The 17,357-nt window shown below is 43.8% G+C and carries 12 protein-coding genes; 10 read left to right on the top strand and 2 right to left on the bottom strand.

The features are described from left to right. Window positions 1-93 precede the first annotated feature (93 nt). The 6 genes from rpoC to GGD38_RS30485 all read left to right on the top strand — a co-directional run bounded on the left by rpoC (window position 94) and on the right by GGD38_RS30485 (window position 10,027). Entirely contained in the window at window positions 94-4,386 is a 4,293-nt protein-coding gene (gene rpoC / locus GGD38_RS30460; RefSeq protein WP_375303473.1) for a DNA-directed RNA polymerase subunit beta', read from the top strand. Window positions 4,387-4,524: 138 nt separating this feature from the next. Then, the gene (locus GGD38_RS30465) at window positions 4,525-5,118 is read left to right on the top strand and encodes an OmpH family outer membrane protein (protein ID WP_375303472.1); all 594 of its coding nucleotides are present in this window, start codon (window positions 4,525-4,527) and stop codon (window positions 5,116-5,118) included. 180 nt (window positions 5,119-5,298) lie between these two features. Next, window positions 5,299-6,756, top strand: a complete 1,458-nt coding sequence (locus tag GGD38_RS30470; RefSeq protein ID WP_375303471.1) for an APC family permease — start codon at window positions 5,299-5,301, stop codon at window positions 6,754-6,756. Between the two features lie 125 nt (window positions 6,757-6,881). Next, on the top strand, window positions 6,882-7,877 hold the full coding sequence (locus GGD38_RS30475) for a bifunctional heptose 7-phosphate kinase/heptose 1-phosphate adenyltransferase (RefSeq protein ID WP_375303470.1): 996 nt from the start codon (window positions 6,882-6,884) through the stop codon (window positions 7,875-7,877). A 125-nt stretch (window positions 7,878-8,002) separates the two neighbouring features. Then, on the top strand, window positions 8,003-8,860 hold the full coding sequence (locus tag GGD38_RS30480) for a fructosamine kinase family protein (RefSeq protein WP_375303469.1): 858 nt from the start codon (window positions 8,003-8,005) through the stop codon (window positions 8,858-8,860). Between the two features lie 255 nt (window positions 8,861-9,115). Further along, on the top strand, window positions 9,116-10,027 hold the full coding sequence (locus tag GGD38_RS30485; RefSeq protein WP_375303468.1) for a ribonuclease Z: 912 nt from the start codon (window positions 9,116-9,118) through the stop codon (window positions 10,025-10,027). Window positions 10,028-10,127: 100 nt separating this feature from the next. Here the strand turns inward: GGD38_RS30485 and dapA are convergent, their stop codons facing one another. Beyond that, window positions 10,128-11,012, bottom strand: a complete 885-nt coding sequence (gene dapA, locus GGD38_RS30490; protein WP_375303467.1) for a 4-hydroxy-tetrahydrodipicolinate synthase — start codon at window positions 11,010-11,012, stop codon at window positions 10,128-10,130. 111 nt (window positions 11,013-11,123) lie between these two features. Beyond that, a complete protein-coding gene (locus GGD38_RS30495) occupies window positions 11,124-12,101 on the bottom strand; it encodes an acetyl-CoA carboxylase carboxyltransferase subunit alpha (protein ID WP_375303466.1) in 978 nt (325 codons plus the stop codon). A 1,189-nt stretch (window positions 12,102-13,290) separates the two neighbouring features. Between GGD38_RS30495 and GGD38_RS30500 the strand changes: the two genes are divergently transcribed. The 4 genes from GGD38_RS30500 to GGD38_RS30515 all read left to right on the top strand — a co-directional run bounded on the left by GGD38_RS30500 (window position 13,291) and on the right by GGD38_RS30515 (window position 17,321). After that, window positions 13,291-13,413, top strand: coding sequence for a hypothetical protein (locus GGD38_RS30500; protein ID WP_375303465.1), 123 nt, complete (start codon window positions 13,291-13,293; stop codon window positions 13,411-13,413). A gap of 53 nt (window positions 13,414-13,466) precedes the next feature. Then, on the top strand, window positions 13,467-13,934 hold the full coding sequence (locus GGD38_RS30505; RefSeq protein WP_375303464.1) for an Hsp20/alpha crystallin family protein: 468 nt from the start codon (window positions 13,467-13,469) through the stop codon (window positions 13,932-13,934). Window positions 13,935-14,137: 203 nt separating this feature from the next. Beyond that, window positions 14,138-16,444, top strand: a complete 2,307-nt coding sequence (locus GGD38_RS30510; RefSeq protein ID WP_375303924.1) for a T9SS type A sorting domain-containing protein — start codon at window positions 14,138-14,140, stop codon at window positions 16,442-16,444. Window positions 16,445-16,556: 112 nt separating this feature from the next. After that, window positions 16,557-17,321, top strand: a complete 765-nt coding sequence (locus GGD38_RS30515) for a hypothetical protein (protein WP_375303461.1) — start codon at window positions 16,557-16,559, stop codon at window positions 17,319-17,321. Window positions 17,322-17,357 lie beyond the last annotated feature (36 nt).

The following is a 17,357-nucleotide window of genomic DNA, read 5'->3' on the forward strand; positions in this document are numbered from 1 at the left end:
AATAATATTTGTTGTGATAGGGGATCGCAAGGTCCCCATATCATACTTCAGAGCCGGTATCAGCAATTATAAACGAAATAAGAAAATCAAGATATGGCTATTAAAAAAGATAATCGTCCCAGAGCCACATTTTCTAAGATCACTATCGGGCTTGCGTCGCCAGATTCCATTTTGGAACGTAGCTATGGTGAAGTACTGAAGCCTGAGACCATCAACTATCGTACATACAAACCCGAGCGTGATGGTTTATTCTGCGAACGTATTTTCGGACCTGTAAAAGATTATGAGTGTGCGTGCGGAAAGTATAAACGTATCCGTTATAAAGGGATCGTGTGCGACCGTTGCGGTGTTGAAGTAACTGAAAAGAAAGTACGTCGCGAGCGTATGGGCCACATTAAACTGGTGGTACCTGTAGTTCACATCTGGTATTTCAAAAGCTTACCAAATAAGATCGGTTACCTGTTGGGTGTTAGCTCCAAAAAACTGGAGAGCATCGTTTACTACGAGCGTTTCGTTGTAATTCAACCAGGTATCAGAGAAGATCGCGGTTTAAAGACCTCCGATCTGTTAACTGAAGAAGAATACCTGGAAATACTGGAGAACCTGCCTAAGGAGAACCAGTATCTGCCAGATGAAGACCCGCAAAAGTTCATTGCAAAGATGGGTGCTGAAGCAGTACACGATCTGTTGCAAAGAATTGAGCTCGACACTTTATCATTCGACCTGCGTAATGCTGCCGCTACCGAAACTTCACAGCAACGTAAAGCCGATGCCCTGAAGCGTTTGAGTGTGGTAGAATCTTTCCGCGAGGCCAATAGCCGCATCACCAACCGTCCTGAGTGGATGGTAATGCAATATATTCCGGTTATTCCACCCGAACTGCGTCCGTTAGTTCCTTTGGATGGTGGCCGTTTTGCCTCATCTGATCTGAACGACCTGTATCGCCGGGTGATCATTCGTAATAACCGTTTGAAAAGATTGTTGGAGATCAAAGCCCCTGAGGTGATCTTACGTAACGAAAAACGTATGCTTCAGGAAGCGGTTGACTCTCTGTTCGATAACTCACGTAAATCAAACGCCGTAAAAGCCGAAGGTGGTCGCGCATTGAAATCATTGAGCGATGTACTGAAAGGTAAACAAGGTCGTTTCCGTCAGAACCTGTTAGGTAAACGTGTTGACTACTCTGGTCGTTCGGTTATCGTGGTAGGTCCTGAATTGAAACTGCACGAGTGTGGTTTACCGAAAGATATGGCGGCTGAATTGTTCAAACCGTTCATCATTCGTAAACTGATTGAAAGAGGTATTGTAAAAACTGTAAAATCGGCTCGTAAGCTGGTCGACAGAAAAGAAGCGGTGGTTTGGGATATCCTTGAAAATATCCTGAAAGGTCACCCGGTTATGTTAAACCGTGCCCCTACGCTCCACCGTTTGTCAATCCAGGCCTTCCAGCCTAAACTGATAGAAGGTAAGGCGATCCAGTTGCACCCGTTGGTGTGTTCGGCGTTCAACGCCGACTTTGACGGTGACCAGATGGCGGTTCACGTTCCGTTAAGTAACGCGGCCGTGCTGGAAGCCCAACTGTTGATGCTTTCTTCACACAACATTTTGAACCCGCAGAATGGTGCGCCAATGACCCTGCCTTCACAGGACATGGTACTTGGTCTGTACTATATCACCAAGGGTAAAAAATCAACTGAAACCGAAAAGATCCGCGGCGAAGGAAAAGCTTTCTATAGCACCGAAGAGGTTATCATTGCTTACAATGAAGACCGCGTTGACCTGCACGCTCACATTAAAGTGAAAGTGCCGGTACGTAACAACGAAGGTGTTATTGCATTGAAGCTTACCGAAACAACCGTAGGTCGTGTGATCTTCAACGAATTTGTTCCCAAGGAAGTTGGTTACATCAACGCCCTGTTAACAAAGAAGAGCTTACGTGAGATCATCGGTGACATCATCACCATTACGAATGTGCCTAAAACGGCCAAGTTCCTCGATGACATCAAACAACTTGGTTTCCGTACAGCCTTCAGAGGTGGTCTGTCGTTCAGCATCAATGACCTTATCATCCCGTCTATCAAAGGCGATGTGCTTGATCAGGCAAAAGGTGAAGTAGACGAGGTATGGGATAACTATAACATGGGTCTTATCACCAACAACGAGCGTTATAACCAGATCGTAGACATTTGGTCAAGGGTGGATACCCGTATAACCGAAACGTTGATCCGTGAGCTGAGCAGCGATAAACAAGGCTTCAACTCTGTTTATATGATGCTTGACTCTGGGGCCCGTGGTTCTAAACAGCAGATCAAACAGCTGTGCGGTATCAGAGGTCTGATGGCGAAACCAAGAAAATCAGGTTCAACCGGAAGTGAGATCATCGAAAACCCGATCCTCTCTAACTTTAAAGGTGGACTGAACGTATTGGATTACTTCATCTCTACGCACGGTGCCCGTAAAGGTCTTGCGGATACGGCCCTTAAAACGGCGGATGCCGGTTACCTGACCCGTCGTTTGGTTGACGTTGCCCAGGACGTTGTAATTACAGAAGAAGATTGTGGTACACTGCGTGGTATTGCTACCAGTGCACTGAAAGATAACGAAGAGATAGTAGAGCCACTGTACGATCGTATCATTGGCCGTACTTCACTTCATACCGTATACAACCCGCAAAACGATACTATCATCGTTGAGGCCGGAAAAGAGATCAATGAAGAGATCGGCAAACAAATTGAAGAAGCCGGTATCGAAACCGTTGAGATCCGCTCTGTACTTACCTGCGAAAGCAAACGCGGTGTGTGCGTAAAATGTTACGGTAAAAACCTGGCCACAGGTAACCGGGCACAAAAAGGTGATGCAGTAGGTATCATCGCTGCCCAGTCAATCGGTGAGCCTGGTACACAGCTTACCCTGCGTACCTTCCACGTGGGTGGTGTTGCCGGTTCTGCTTCAGTAGAATCTTCACTGTTTGCGAAATTCGACGGTACTATTCAGTTCGACGGTTTACGTACTGTAGCTTCAGTGAACAACGAAGGTGATCCAATTCAGGTGGTTATCGGCCGTACTGGTGAGATCCGTAACGTAGATCTGAAAAACGATCGCTTACTCAACGTAGTGAACGTTCCTTACGGTTCAACCCTGTTTGTGAAAGATGGTCAAAATGTGAAGAAAGGCGATACCCTGTGTACATGGGATCCGTTCAACAACGTAATCGTGGCCGAGATCGTTGGTCAGGTGAAATTTGAGAACGTAATTGAAGGTATCACTTACCGCGAAGAGGCTGACGAACAAACCGGTCACCGCGAGAAAGTGGTAATTGAAACAAAAGATAAGACCAAGATACCTACCCTGATCGTAGAAGGTAAGGATGTAAAACAATACAACCTACCGGTAGGCTCACACATTGTGGTTGATGAGGCCGAAGATGTGAAAGCCGGTCAGGTGTTGGTGAAAATACCTCGTACGCTGCGGATGCAACGCGACATCACCGGGGGTCTGCCTCGTGTAACCGAGTTGTTTGAAGCACGTAACCCAGGTAACCCTGCTATCGTTTGCGAAATCGACGGTGTGGTTGCTTTTGGTGCCATCAAACGTGGTAACCGCGAAATTGTGGTTGAAGCGAAAGACGGTGTTATTAAGAAATACCTGGTTCCATTGACCCGCCAGATCCTGGTTCAGGACGGTGACTTTATCAAAGCCGGTGCTTCTCTGTCCGACGGACAGGTTTCACCAAGCGATATCCTGTCTATCAAAGGTCCATTCGCAGTACAGGAGTACGTTGTGAATGAAATTCAGGAGGTTTACCGTTTACAAGGTGTGAAGATCAACGATAAACACATTGAGGTGATCGTACGCCAAATGATGAAAAAGGTTGAGATCGTTGATCCGGGTGATACCCGCTTCCTCGAAGAAGACCTGGTTGACCGCTTCGAATTCAACGAAGAGAATGACTGGATCTTTGATAAGAAAGTAATATCTGAACCTGGAGAAAGCGCCCGCCTGAAAGCCGGCCAGATCGTTAGCCTGCGTGAAATCCGCGAAGAAAACTCACTGCTGCGTCGTACCGACAAAAAGCTGGTTGAGTATCGCGATGCCAACCCGGCTACATCGCACCCTGTGCTGTTGGGTATTACCAAAGCTTCACTGGGTACACAAAGCTGGATCTCAGCGGCATCGTTCCAGGAAACAACGAAAGTACTGTCTTCGGCTGCCATCCAGGGTAAGACCGACGATATGCTGGGCTTGAAAGAGAATGTGATCACAGGTCATCCGATACCTGCAGGTACAGGTTTGCGTGACTTTGAGAACATGATCGTTGGTAGCAAGGAAGAATATGAATTGCTGCAAACAACCCGCGAAGCGATGAGCTTTGACGAAGAAGAATAATTCTATCAATAATTCATTCAACTGAAATAAAAAGTAGGAAGTGCATAACTTCCTACTTTTTTTATAAGGTATTGTTAGTGTTAAAAGTTTTAACAATTCTCTTTTAGTTCAGATTAATATCTTGCAAAAAAGGCGTTCATGAAAAATATTTCTACTATTTTATCTATTCTCGCTCTGGTTCTCATAGGTGTTCTTTTTTATTTACATTTTTCGGGTGGCGATAAGCCAAAGCATGCGGTAGTAACGGCCGGTAAAAATGAAACAAATAACTTCGCCGTAGCTTACTTTGATATTGATTCCCTGCAGGAACATTATGAGTATTTCAAAGATGTATCGGGTGATATTAAAAAGAAAGAAAGCTCAATGAACGCCGAATTAGAGGACTTAGGCAATAAGGCACAACGTACCATTCGCAAGTGGCAGGAAAAAGGCAATAACATTACACAGGCTGAAGGTGAGCAGGCGCAACGCGAAGTAGGTTTGCTGCAACAGCAATATCAGAAACGTAAACTTGAGCTGGACCAGGAAATGCAAAAATTACAGCAAGACCGTATGGCCGAGTTGCGTAAACAGGTTGAAGAGTTTTTGAAAGAGTACAACAAGTCGAAGAAATATTCTTACATACTTTCTTATGAGCCAGGCTTTATTATTTATTATAAAGATTCTGCGTATGACATTACCGGTGATCTGATCTCGGGGTTGAATACACAGTACAAAGCGAAGAAGAAGTAAGAACTAAGAAATTTTTGATATGAGGTCCGGAAGCATATTTCGGGCCTTTTTTATTTGTTTTCGGCTGGCATTCTGCTAAAATTGGTAAAACCTGTGGAAATCTGGTATAACCGTGATTCGGGTTAGTTTCCTTATCTTGGGAAGGTTAAAACCTGATTTTCTTACCATTATAAAACTAATATGGCAGAACACGCTTCTTCATTTAAACCGTCTCTTAGTTTGGTAGATGCTACCATGGTGGTTGCTGGTTCCATGATCGGTTCGGGTATTTTTATCGTAACCTCCGATATTACCCGAAACGTAGGAAGTGCCGGCTGGATCGTAGCTGTTTGGCTCATCACCGGTTTCATGACCATCACCGCTGCTGTAAGTTACGGCGAGCTGAGCGGTATGTACCCAAAAGCCGGGGGCCAGTATGTTTATCTAAAAGAAGCATTTAATCCGTTAACAGGTTTTTTATATGGCTGGAGCTTTTTTGCGGTGATACAAACTGCTACCATTGCTGCCGTGGCCGTTGCCTTTAGTCGCTATACGGCTTATCTTATTCCCTGGTTTAGTGAAAAGCATATTTTATGGGGAATTGAAAAGGGACTAAATGCAAAAGGGGTGATGGAATACGCCTTTAAGATCAGCTGGGCGCAGGTACTGGCCATTGCGTTGATCCTTTTTCTCACTTATACCAACACCCGCGGTATCAAAGGCGGGAAGATCATACAAACAACATTCACTACAGCTAAACTTCTATCGCTTTTCGGACTGATCATATTAGGCTTCTTTCTCGTTAAGCAAAGTTTTTGGGCCGAGAACTGGGAAACCGGTTGGAGTTCGATGCAATGGCAAAAGAATGCCCAGGACGTGTGGGAGCCTTCCTCTTCAATTGGGGGGAGCTTACTGATTGGCGCCATTGCCGCAGCCATGGTAGGTTCTATTTTCAGTAGCGATAGCTGGAACAACGTAACCTTCATAGCAGGTGAAATAAAGAACCCAAAAAGGAATATCGGTTTGAGCCTTTTTCTGGGAACGCTGATCGTAACCATTATTTATGTTACGGCCAACCTGATGTATTTGAATGTAATGCCATTGACTGCAATTGCTAACCCTGCCGATGACCGCCTTGCTGTAGAGGCTGCCCATGCAATTTTCAGCACCGAAGGGGCCAAAGTAATAGCCGTGATGATCATGATCAGCACTTTTGGCTGTAATAATGGATTGATACTGGCCGGCGCCCGTGTTTATTATACCATGGCAAAAGATGGATTGTTCTTTAAACGTACCGGTACGTTGAATAAGAATGCTGTACCCGAGTTTGCCCTGTGGATCCAAAGTGTAATGGCCATCATTTTGTGCCTGAGTGGAAGCTATGGCGACCTGCTTGACATGATCTCCTTTGTGGCCGTGCTGTTTTATGCAATTACCATAATAGGCATCTTTATATTACGCAAAAAACGCCCCGACGCCGAGCGCCCTTACAAAGCATTTGGCTACCCGGTGCTGCCTATTATTTATATAATTCTGGCCTTAACATTCAGTATTTTCCTTATTAAAATGAAACCCCAGTATGCCGGAATTGGACTGGGAATTGTTTTGGCAGGTGTTCCTTTATATTATCTTGCAGTGCGAACAAAAAAGAATACATAGGTACCAGTTAACCGGTTCCCGGTCACCGGGCAAAAAATTTGGAGAGCCCAATAATTTGCAGCGTGATCGAAATTCAGTCCCGGAAACTGGTATCCGGTAACTGGTAACCTGGAACAATAGATTTTATGAGTAAGATAGATTTTGATAAACTGTTTAGTTCATTTTCAACGATAAAAGCAGGTGTGATAGGTGATGTGATGCTGGATATTTACTGGTGGGGGCATGTAGATAGAATTTCACCTGAAGCACCGGTACCCGTTGTAGCGCTCGATAAAAAAGAACATCGTATTGGTGGCGCGGGGAATGTAGCATTAAACCTGGGGGCGCTTGGCGCACAGGTATCTGTTCTTTCAGTAATGGGGAATGACGAAAATGGCAGTGCTTTAATAAAGCTGTTCAACGAGAACCATATCAAAACATCGTGGATAGCTCAACAGCCATCGCGTATAACCACTGCTAAGACCCGCATTATTAGCCGCAACCAGCAAATGATGCGCTTAGATGCAGAGATCACCAAAGACCTGAGCGTTGATGATGAGAATGCCCTGATCGAAAAGGTACATCAATATATAACCAGTGAACGTCCGCAGGTTATCATATTCGAAGATTATAACAAGGGAGTTCTTACCGAACGGGTGATAAAAGAAGTAACGGCCCTGTGTAAACAACATGGCGTTATTACTACGGTTGACCCCAAACGAAAGAATTTCTTTTCATACGAAGGCGTAGATATTTTTAAACCCAATTTGAAAGAAGTAAAAGACGGGTTGAACCTGCTGATAGATGATGTTAACCTTCCTACGTTAAACGACATACATCTGCAGCTGCAAAAGAAATTACGTCATGCTATTTCCTTCATCACCCTTTCGGAAAAAGGTGTGTTTTACCAACAGAACAGCACGGCGAAAATAATTCCTTCGCATTTAAGGAATATTGCCGATGTATCGGGTGCAGGCGATACGGTAATTGCCGTTGCCTCGCTGATATACGCTGCTACCCAGCGCATTGACCTTATGGCCGAAGTAGCAAACATTGCAGGTGGACTGGTTTGTGAGGAGGTAGGTACTGCTGCTGTTAATAAGGATAGATTATTACATGAATGCAAGTTGTTGTTGTCATAACTTGATTTATCAATAGTGAAAGCAAGTTGTATATTTTTTAGCCGTTACAGGGTTCAGGGTGCAGGTTGCAAGGCTTTAAATGCCGGTACCCCTGTAACCTGAAACCTGTAACCTGAAATTGATTCATGCTTAGCCATAACGTTCAATTACACATACAGGCATTATTAAACGATACTTGTACGTTTAATACGGTGGGCGGTGGTTCAATAAACGATACCTACCGCATTAAAACCGATAAGCAAACCTTTTTTTGCAAGATCAATAGTCAGGCTACATTGCCCGGGCTGTTTGATGCCGAACAAAGCGGACTGGCATTACTGGCCAGCCAACAGTTGATACGAATACCCAAAGTAATAGCCAATGAACAAATAAACGGCACCCAAATTCTGATACTTGAATGGATAGAGCAGGGCCTGAGATCAGATGCATTTTGGGAAACTTTTGGCCGCCAGCTGGCAACCCTGCACCACGTACATCATAACCAGTTTGGTTTAGCTACGAATAATTATATGGGCGCCCTGCCGCAAAGCAACAAACTCACCGATAGCTGGACAGACTTCTTCATTCACCAACGGCTACAACCACAAATAAACCTGGCCCTCGATCATAAGCTGTTGGAACCTGCTCATGCAAAACATTTTGAAAAACTATATCAACAATTAGGTGTTATATTTCAGGCAGAACCGCCAACGTTACTGCATGGTGACCTTTGGAGCGGCAACTTTTTGTGCGATGATAAAGGCAAACCCGTTTTAATTGACCCCGCAGTATATTATGGCCATAGAAGTATGGATTTGGCCATGACGACGCTTTTTGGCGGTTTTGACGCCCGGTTCTATGAAAGTTACAACTATCATTTTCCGTTGCCAACCAATTACCGGCAACAATGGGAAGTGTGTAACTTATATCCCTTACTTATTCACTTAAATTTGTTTGGCAAAAGCTATCTGGCCGACATTTTAAATACAATCCGGCAGTATTGATTTACGTTATAAAAACCAATGGACAATAAGCAATGGGCAATAGGCAATGCTCAAAGTTCGGCCTCGCTTGCCAATTGTCTATTGCAAATTGCCAATTGGTTAAGCGAAATGTACGTATTATATAATAACTGGTATGTAGCGTTTAATAAGTGTTTTACGGGTGTTGCATTCAATTGCATAAATTTGTGTAACGAAATGCAGCATAATGACTTACATAGTCGTCTTAAACAAAGTGATAACCTTTTAACAAATTGAATGCTGGCTGTTACTATACTGGGAAATAATTCTGCATTGCCGGCCTACGACCGGCATCCTACGTCGCAAGTGGTGACGCTGGATGATAACTTATTCCTGGTAGACTGCGGCGAAGGCACGCAGCAACAGTTGGCGAAATATCGCATTCGCTGGTCGCGCATCAATTACATCTTCATTTCACACCTGCACGGCGATCATTACTTTGGTTTACCGGGCTTTTTACACAGCATGGGATTGTTGCATCGTGAGAATGACCTGCATTTGTTTGCACCGGCTCCTTTGCAAAAAATACTCGACCTTCAGCTGGAAGCGGCTTCCAACCTGCTGCCTTACCCGTTGCATTTTTATCCGCTCGAAAAAGAAGGGGTGATCGTTCAGAACGATAAATTTAAAGTAACCTGTTTCCCCACCAAACACCGTATACCCTGCTGGGGTTTCCGGTTCGACCAGGTGCGGGCGCCACGCCGCGTAAATCCCGAAAAGGCCATTGAATACGGTGTGCCCGCTGCATTTTACGACCGGTTGAAATGGGGCGATGATTATACCAATAAAAAAGGGGAGCTGATAGAAAATGAATGGGTAACTAACCCGGGGGTAAAACCGTTATCGTACGCGTACAGCGCCGATACTATTTACGATGAGGAACTGATTGAGAAGTTCAGGGGTGTTGACCTGTTATATCACGAAACCACTTATTTAAAGGACCTCGATCTAAGGGCTGCCATGCGTTTTCATTCCACAACTGCGCAAGCCGCCTGTATAGCAAAGAAAGCCCAGGTAGGGAGATTGCTTATTGGTCATTTCAGTTCAAAATACGATAAGCTGGATATTTTTGAACAGGAAGCCTGTGAGGTTTTTCCCGATACCAGTCTGGCACTGGAAGGAGTTACTTTTAGGGCCCTTCAGAAGTAATATCGAATAACGAATTTCCAATGTTGAATAATGAAGTAAAATAAAAATGTCGAATGCGATATTTCGACATTCGACATTCAATATTTAATATTCGATATTTTTATTTGCCTTTTAAGAAGCTTTTCACCTGCTCATGCAGCCCTTCACTCAACGGAAGCATCGGCATTCTAAGGTAGTTTCCGAGCAAATTTTGTTCAGCCATAAATGCTTTTACACCGGCTGGATTATTCTCAGCAAACATCAATTCGTAAGCTTCGATAAGAACATCGTTTAAGGACTTAGCAGCTTTGAAATCACCTTTCAAACACTGGCGAACCATGTGTGTGAACTGTTGTGGGAAGGCATTGGCAGCAACGCTGATAATACCATCCATACCACAGGCAATTTGAGGAAGCACCAATGCATCGTCGCCACTAACCACCAGGAAATCTTTGGGGCGGTCGCGCAGAATTTGCATACACTGGGCCATATCGCCACTGGCTTCCTTAATACCGCCAATATTAGCTACTTCATTAGCCAGGCGCAGGGTAGTAGCGGCCGTCATGTTACGACCGGTACGGCCGGGAACATTATATAATAAGATAGGTTTGGGCGAAGCAGCAGCCAGCGCTTTGTAATGCTGGAAGATGCCTTCCTGGGAAGGTTTGTTATAATAAGGGCTGGCGCTTAAAACAGCGGTAGCTTTATCTAAAGGAAAAGTTTCCAGTTCTTTTATTAATTCAGCAGTATTGTTACCGCCAATACCTACTACAACGGGAACACGGCTGTTCACTTTTTCGTAGGTAAAACGAACTATAGCTATTTTTTCTTCTTTGCTAAGTGTAGGTGTTTCGCCGGTAGTGCCAAGCGTAACTACGTATTCGGTGCCGCCATCGATAACGAAATCGATGATTTTACTTAAAGCGTCAAGATCAACATCTCCATTTGATTTGAACGGGGTAACCAGCGCCACACCGGTACCGTATAATGATTGACGAAGAGACATATGTTTAAGATTGAATCCTGGTTGCTGCCAGGAGCATATTATGTTTGGGGCTTTTCCCGCAAAGGCGGGATTGGCCATTTGAAATTTGGTTAAGCTGAATAGAAATAAGGTCTAGGCGGGTAATTCGTCCCAGAAGCCCATCTTGTTAAACTTCTCGATCCGCTTTCGAACACGCTCTTCAGGGTCCATCTGTTTCAGCTCGTTGATGGTGTTAATGAGGTATGGCTTCAATAAATTGGCGGCCTCATCATAATCCCAGTGTGCGCCGCCTACAGGCTCTGGAATGATACCATCAATTAATCCAAATTCATACATATAATCTGCAGTGAGTTTTAACTGTTCGGCTGCTTTCTCTTTCTGGTCCCAGCTACGCCAAAGAATAGAGCTGCAGCTTTCGGGCGAAATAACTGTATACCAGGTATTTTCAAGCATAAATACTTTATCACCAACACCAATACCCATGGCACCGCCGGAAGCTCCTTCACCAATGATCACACATATTACCGGAACTTTCAGCCGCATCATTTCATAAATATTGCGGGCAATGGCTTCTCCCTGGCCTCTTTCTTCGGCCTCAAGACCTGGGTAGGCACCGGGCGTATCGATAAGTGTAATGATCGGTTTATCAAACTTTTCGGCCAGCTTCATCAACCGCAGGGCCTTGCGGTACCCTTCGGGATTGGCCATACCAAAGTTACGCAACTGGCGTGCCTTGGTATTGATACCTTTTTGCTGACCAATGATCATTACGGTTTGACCTTCGAGGTTGGCGAAACCGCCCACCATGGCCTTATCGTCTTTAACATTCCGGTCTCCAAACAACTCCACAAAATCGGTGGCGAGTTTGGAAATATATTTCATCGTATACGGACGGTCGGGGTGACGGCTTAACTGCACTTTTTGCCAGGGCGTAAGGTTTTGTGTAATAGCCTTACGAGTCTCCACAACACGTTCTTCCAGTTTCTTAATAGGGTCAGTTAGATCAAGTTTGCTCTTTTCGGCCTTTTGCTTCAAGCCTTCTATATCATCAAAAAGATCTTTGATCGGTTTTTCAAAATCCAGGAACTGACGGTTTTTATCTTGCGGCATAGGCAGTGATAATAAGCTGTAAAATTAAGGGATGAAGGATTTTTTATGAAAGTTTTCTATAAACCCCCGTTTTCATATGAAAACCTGCAAATTCAGGGATTTGGCAGGTTTTGGTTTATAAAGGGGCGTTTTTATAGAACTCATTGTAACTGAGCTGCTATTAACGAAATCCCCCGGGCATTTATGATGCGCTTTCGTAATTTAAAGGCTGCAAATGTAACCCATAAAAGAACACAATGCCACCTGTAGGCCCAATGGGGGAGAAATAGTTGGTAGTTTTTAGTTTTCAGTTCACAGTTCACAGTTTACAGTCACTGTTCGCAGTTTACAGTTTTCAGTTCTCTGCTTTTGATAGATAAAATTTTAATATGAGCAGTGCTTTTGGCGTGTTCACTTACTCATTTTGTGATTTTTATTACCTATTGGGCGTTTTCTATCACTCATTTGCAGAATTCTATTAAACATTTGTCGATTTCTATAACCCATTGTGCGAAATCAATCATTCATTCGTCAAATTCTATTAACCATTTGTCGAATTCAATAAGCAATTATGCGAATTCTATTACCCATTTGTCGAATTCTATTAGCACTATGCTGAATTCTATAAAACTTTAGTTGAGTTCTATAGTCCGTTGAACGATTTCTATAAAACATGAGCGGTTTTCTCTATACCATATGCTGAATTCTGTACTCCGCAGAGCGAATGCACCAGTGAATTCGTCAAAGGCACTACTGAATTTGATGAATGTATAACTGAAAACAGCAAATGGGTTATAGAATTAGCGAAATGAACAGCTAAGATCAGCACATAGCCTATAGAATTCGCTCAATGAATTACTAAAATCAGCGAGTGGCTTATAGAATTCGCAAAAAGTACTGTTGCATGCTGTCAAAATTTCAACCCAACACCTGTTTCTTCCTGCATTTTCTGCATAAAAAATGACAAAAATTTAGCCTGAATTATAAGAATGGCCTATTGGCATACAACTTGAAAAAAACCTTATAGAAATTAATGAATTTCCATTTATGCTTTTGTTTATTAAACCATTCAAAAACATAATACTATGGTAAACCGTGTAAATCTTTCAAAAGCCCATTTTGCGGCGAAACCTCCGCCCATTACACGTTTAGTTGAATTTGAAATTTGTACTAACCACTTATTGCATGAACCTTATAGTAAATTAAAATTATGAGATCTACATTAAGCAATTGGTACAACCAGTTCTGGATGCCGGTTAAACACTACACCAATTTTATTATCCGCTGTATCCGGAACAATGACCACGACAATAATCCATTTATTATTTTTTAATCACCAACAGCTATCTAAATATTATAAACAAATCCATTAAAAAGGAGGTTTATATGGCAAACCTATTGAAAAGAGAATACAACGCTCAACCCGCTAATTTTGGAACTGTGGTAGATCAGATCTTCCAAAATAACTTGTCCCGCTTTTTCGATGATTCATTTTGGGGAGCCAGTGGCAATATGGGTAACAATAAAGTACCCGTAAACCTGCGGGAAACCGATACAACATATGAAATGGAACTGGTTGCGCCAGGTTTGCGTAAAGAAGATTTTCAATTGAACGTTACCCGCGATATGCTTACCGTTTCATTTGAAGAAAAGAATGAAAGCAAAGAGGGCAACAACCAGGAAGGCTGGGTTCGGCAGGAATTTCGTAAACGTTCCTTCAGCCGCAGCTTTCACCTGAACGATTCCGTTGATACCAACAGCATAACTGCCCGTTATGAAAATGGTATTCTTTATTTGAGCTTACCAAAAAATGAAAAGGTAAAACAAACATCAAAAACCATTAAGGTCGAGTAATTGTCGCTTAAACATTAATCACAGTCCCGGCGGTACCGCCGGGATTTTTTTATTGGTCAATGGCTAACAACAACGGGTTAATTTTTGAATATTGCATTTTTAGCCGGCTTAGTATATTTGTGACCGGTATGAATTTTGCCCGAAGACTTCCCCTCTCACTCTTCTGTTAGATTTAGTTTCTTTTCATTTTAAAACTTTATTGTATGAAGAAAATTCGATTTTTTCTGATCATCGCATGCCTGTGCGTAACCAAGGCTAGGGCACAAACCAACATTGCATCCAATGCGGTTGCTTCTACGTCGTATGTTTCCCCATGGGAAACCATTGCCGCCCTCAACGATGGGTTTACCCCCGCCAATTCGAACGACAAAACAAATGGGGCCTATGGTAACTGGAACAATCCCAATTCGCTGCAATGGGTGCAGTACGACTGGTCGCAAACGTACACGGTAACCTCTATTCAGGTGTATTGGTTCAATGATGGGGGAGGGGTGTTAACTCCAACTACTGCTTATGCCGAATACTGGAACGGATCGGCCTGGGTGAACATCGGTAACGTTCCCTTGGCTACCAATGCGTTCAATACGCTTGCGGTAAACAATATTAATATGACACGCCTTCGCGTAACCATGCTTAACCCCACCCAAAGCACCGGTATGCTTGAATGGCGGGTGTATGGTACCGTTGTAGGCGGCGGTGGTGGCGGCAATGGCTCGCCTTATACCTGGCCGGCCTATTCGCCCACCATCAATTACAATTTCAAAACTGAATTTCCAAGCTTACCTACACCAACAAATGTTTTAAATGATTGTCCGCAGGTGGTGGGCACCCAATCATCAAACTGGTGGTGTTTTAGGTGGGGGCCCAACAAAAATTCACTGGTAACTACAAATGCCATTACGCCAATGCTCGCCCGCCTGAATACTGATTTTACTTATTTCCGCGATCAAATGGGCTGGCCACCCGATCTGCGCGCCAAAAACGGTTATCGCAGCTCGGTATATTTATATGGTTCGGGCCTGTGTACCGATAATGCGCCAAATACGGCATTGGGTGGCTGGCAAAGCGCCATTTATTATAATGGAACAAACTGGCCTATGATACTGGCATCGTATTACCCTGTTTATAGTTTTGACCCAGCCTGTCCATACGGCGACAGGGTATCTCAGCAAGGTGCTATGACCCATGAAGGCATACATTCCCTGTTGGCCGATTTGCCCGGGGTAAAACAATCGGCCTGGTTTCATGAAGGTGGTAATGTATGGTTACAGCAAACAGCCGATGCACGTCGCACCAATAACTTCGGTTCCATGGGCGATTTAAATGGTACCGATTTCATTGCGCCCTTTATGCCTATTGAATGTTACAGCGGCTGGTTGCAGGATGGCAGCTTTGGCGGCCCGTCGGCAGAAGGTGTTAATATGTTCAACGGCAATCAGCAAATTTGTACCTGGCGTACTTACCTGGGAGGTCATCAGTACAGCAGTTCATTCCCAACCTTTTTGGGTAATACATTAGGCGATGGCGCCGTGCCCTGGATCTGGCGTTATTCACCAACCCGTGTATTGGAAGGTATTGCCAGTGGTTTGGGCGCTGCGCAAACCCGCCGCCTCATCACTGAATATCGCGCCAAACAAGCGTTGGTTGATTTTGGCCCATGGAAAAACGCCGTGCTTGCCTTATTGAATGCGCATTGGCAACAGTCAATTGGCGCCGAATGGCAACCATCGTGGATGAACCCACCTGTATGGATAGCCACACCATATGCCAAAACAACGAATAACAATGGCTTACTTACGCCCGATGCTACTACCTTACCCGGATGGTCGGGCGCAAATCAAATACCCCTTACTGTAAGCGGCAATACGGTTACGGTGAACTTTGAACCCATTGGCGCTAACATGACCTGCCAACTGGTGTATCGAACAACCACCGGTGTGCCGGTGTACAGTACACCGGTGAGCAGCGGGGCCTGTACTTTGAACCTTACTTCGCCACCAGCCAATAACGTAGTGATAGCTGTTATTACCAATACCGATTATATTTATAATGGCGAAACAACACGCAAAGCGCATTACGATTATCGACTGCGTTTAGTGACCGGTGTTACCGGCGCTGCCAGTGTAAATACAAAATGGTATAACTCGGCTACTTTGTCTTCTGCAAGAAGCGAAGCTCCGGCAACAGAAGCTACCGTTGGTATCGACTGGTCGAAGTATTGTTCGCACGATGTACCGGCCATGCGTACCGTTGGTAACAGCAATTTGGTAAAGATGCAGGTGTATCCTAACCCGGCCCGACTGAATACCCGCGTTACGCTCGATTTTCTGAATGATGACAACGAGAAAACGACCATCACTTTATTTAATCTGCAAGGCGCGAAGGTGTTTGAAGCCAACACTACCGGCATGCGCTATGTTATAGAACCTAAATTCTTAACAGCAGGCACTTACCTGTTAAAAATAAAGAACACGAAAACCGATCAATCGAAGCAATTAATTGTGCAGTAGGTTTGAATTTTCGCAGAAATGGGGGCTATCCGTATGGGTAGCCTCTTTTTTTTAAATTTACCCATCCTTCCGGGTTTTGTGCACCGTTCATATTATAAACCCCAATGAAGTTATGCGAACTATACATGTAATGATAGCTATTTTATCGATCATATTTTTATCATGTTGCAAAAAGCCTGCAACTGAAATGATGACGTTAGCGTTGTCAGCCGATAAAATATCCGTTGGCGAGCCTTTGATCGCAAAAGTGGCGAATGCACCGGCCGGTGCCCATTTCTCCTGGAAACTTCCCGCCAGGGCAATGGTATTACAATATTCAACAGACAGCAGTATGGTTAAGCTGGTTTATACTTCATTTGATAAATGGGCTAATAATACAATATGTGTTTTGGTGAATAAGGGTATCGATACCACTACCGCTGTTGGTTTGTGCAAGGAACCGGCCTGGGATAACAATGAAAAATATGCTGCACCTGCTGTTATACCCGCTAATAAATTAAAATCACTGGCAGGCGACCGGCTTACATTGCAACCTTATTTTCATGGCGATTCAACCTTAACCTTTATAGCAAGCACCAGTAAAAATTACGACTGCCTTAATTCCTTTATCTTGTATAATAATGCAAGTGATGTAAGTAAAGTAGCCATTTCCTTTACCAGCGTTTGGTTACGCGATGCCTGCGAACCGGTTAACTTACCTGCAGTAAGTACCTGTTTTACGAAAGCTTATTGGAATGATGGAACATATCCTGTTGAAATTTCCTTTGATAACAAAACTTATAAAGGAAACCTTGTTGTATCTAAATATCATACGCTTTATGAATTTAACTGGCCCTATACCGAAGGCGTTATTATTGAGCCAAAAGTGTTAAAATAGGTTTTAGCAAAAGACATGCTGGCAAAGAATGATATT

Source organism: Niastella sp. OAS944 (assembly GCA_024809215.1).
Lineage (GTDB): Bacteria > Bacteroidota > Bacteroidia > Chitinophagales > Chitinophagaceae > Niastella.